Origin of the sequence: Escherichia sp. XD33 (assembly GCF_019375075.1) — a bacterium.
Classification (GTDB): domain Bacteria; phylum Pseudomonadota; class Gammaproteobacteria; order Enterobacterales; family Enterobacteriaceae; genus Enterobacter; species Enterobacter flexneri_A.
The window spans coordinates 1-2,953 of the sequence record NZ_JAENDM010000108.1 but is presented as its reverse complement, the minus strand read 5'-3'; the positions used below and the strand labels follow the sequence as shown (position 1 = coordinate 2,953).

1 rRNA gene is annotated in these 2,953 nt (G+C 53.2%); it reads right to left on the bottom strand.

Features of this window, described 5'->3' with window-relative positions:
- Positions 1–26 precede the first annotated feature (26 nt).
- Positions 27–2,928 (bottom strand): 23S ribosomal RNA (locus K0778_RS24790).
- Positions 2,929–2,953 lie beyond the last annotated feature (25 nt).

Sequence of the window (2,953 nt, the reverse complement as noted above, 5' to 3'; positions counted from 1 at the left end):
ATCCGCCAAAACATCTTCGGCGTTGTAAGGTTAAGCCTCACGGTTCATTAGTACCGGTTAGCTCAACGCATCGCTGCGCTTACACACCCGGCCTATCAACGTCGTCGTCTTCAACGTTCCTTCAGGACTCTCAAGGAGTCAGGGAGAACTCATCTCGGGGCAAGTTTCGTGCTTAGATGCTTTCAGCACTTATCTCTTCCGCATTTAGCTACCGGGCAGTGCCATTGGCATGACAACCCGAACACCAGTGATGCGTCCACTCCGGTCCTCTCGTACTAGGAGCAGCCCCCCTCAGTTCTCCAGCGCCCACGGCAGATAGGGACCGAACTGTCTCACGACGTTCTAAACCCAGCTCGCGTACCACTTTAAATGGCGAACAGCCATACCCTTGGGACCTACTTCAGCCCCAGGATGTGATGAGCCGACATCGAGGTGCCAAACACCGCCGTCGATATGAACTCTTGGGCGGTATCAGCCTGTTATCCCCGGAGTACCTTTTATCCGTTGAGCGATGGCCCTTCCATTCAGAACCACCGGATCACTATGACCTGCTTTCGCACCTGCTCGCGCCGTCACGCTCGCAGTCAAGCTGGCTTATGCCATTGCACTAACCTCCTGATGTCCGACCAGGATTAGCCAACCTTCGTGCTCCTCCGTTACTCTTTAGGAGGAGACCGCCCCAGTCAAACTACCCACCAGACACTGTCCGCAACCCGGATTACGGGTCAACGTTAGAACATCAAACATTAAAGGGTGGTATTTCAAGGTCGGCTCCATGCAGACTGGCGTCCACACTTCCAAGCCTCCCACCTATCCTACACATCAAGGCTCAATGTTCAGTGTCAAGCTATAGTAAAGGTTCACGGGGTCTTTCCGTCTTGCCGCGGGTACACTGCATCTTCACAGCGAGTTCAATTTCACTGAGTCTCGGGTGGAGACAGCCTGGCCATCATTACGCCATTCGTGCAGGTCGGAACTTACCCGACAAGGAATTTCGCTACCTTAGGACCGTTATAGTTACGGCCGCCGTTTACCGGGGCTTCGATCAAGAGCTTCGCTTGCGCTGACCCCATCAATTAACCTTCCGGCACCGGGCAGGCGTCACACCGTATACGTCCACTTTCGTGTTTGCACAGTGCTGTGTTTTTAATAAACAGTTGCAGCCAGCTGGTATCTTCGACTGATTTCAGCTCCATCCGCGAGGGACTTCACCTACATATCAGCGTGCCTTCTCCCGAAGTTACGGCACCATTTTGCCTAGTTCCTTCACCCGAGTTCTCTCAAGCGCCTTGGTATTCTCTACCTGACCACCTGTGTCGGTTTGGGGTACGATTTGATGTTACCTGATGCTTAGAGGCTTTTCCTGGAAGCAGGGCATTTGTTGCTTCAGCACCGTAGTGCCTCGTCATCACGCCTCAGCCTTGATTTTCCGGATTTGCCTGGAAAACCAGCCTACACGCTTAAACCGGGACAACCGTCGCCCGGCCAACATAGCCTTCTCCGTCCCCCCTTCGCAGTAACACCAAGTACAGGAATATTAACCTGTTTCCCATCGACTACGCCTTTCGGCCTCGCCTTAGGGGTCGACTCACCCTGCCCCGATTAACGTTGGACAGGAACCCTTGGTCTTCCGGCGAGCGGGCTTTTCACCCGCTTTATCGTTACTTATGTCAGCATTCGCACTTCTGATACCTCCAGCATGCCTCACAGCACACCTTCACAGGCTTACAGAACGCTCCCCTACCCAACAACACATAGTGTCGCTGCCGCAGCTTCGGTGCATGGTTTAGCCCCGTTACATCTTCCGCGCAGGCCGACTCGACCAGTGAGCTATTACGCTTTCTTTAAATGATGGCTGCTTCTAAGCCAACATCCTGGCTGTCTGGGCCTTCCCACATCGTTTCCCACTTAACCATGACTTTGGGACCTTAGCTGGCGGTCTGGGTTGTTTCCCTCTTCACGACGGACGTTAGCACCCGCCGTGTGTCTCCCGTGATAACATTCTCCGGTATTCGCAGTTTGCATCGGGTTGGTAAGTCGGGATGACCCCCTTGCCGAAACAGTGCTCTACCCCCGGAGATGAATTCACGAGGCGCTACCTAAATAGCTTTCGGGGAGAACCAGCTATCTCCCGGTTTGATTGGCCTTTCACCCCCAGCCACAAGTCATCCGCTAATTTTTCAACATTAGTCGGTTCGGTCCTCCAGTTAGTGTTACCCAACCTTCAACCTGCCCATGGCTAGATCACCGGGTTTCGGGTCTATACCCTGCAACTTAACGCCCAGTTAAGACTCGGTTTCCCTTCGGCTCCCCTATTCGGTTAACCTTGCTACAGAATATAAGTCGCTGACCCATTATACAAAAGGTACGCAGTCACCCCATAAAGAGGCTCCCACTGCTTGTACGTACACGGTTTCAGGTTCTTTTTCACTCCCCTCGCCGGGGTTCTTTTCGCCTTTCCCTCACGGTACTGGTTCACTATCGGTCAGTCAGGAGTATTTAGCCTTGGAGGATGGTCCCCCCATATTCAGACAGGATACCACGTGTCCCGCCCTACTCATCGAGCTCACAGCATGTGCATTTTTGTGTACGGGGCTGTCACCCTGTATCGCGCGCCTTTCCAGACGCTTCCACTAACACACACACTGATTCAGGCTCTGGGCTCCTCCCCGTTCGCTCGCCGCTACTGGGGGAATCTCGGTTGATTTCTTTTCCTCGGGGTACTTAGATGTTTCAGTTCCCCCGGTTCGCCTCATTAACCTATGGATTCAGTTAATGATAGTGTGTCGAAACACACTGGGTTTCCCCATTCGGAAATCGCCGGTTATAACGGTTCATATCACCTTACCGACGCTTATCGCAGATTAGCACGTCCTTCATCGCCTCTGACTGCCAGGGCATCCACCGTGTACGCTTAGTCGCTTAACCTCACAACCCGAAGATGTTTCTTTAC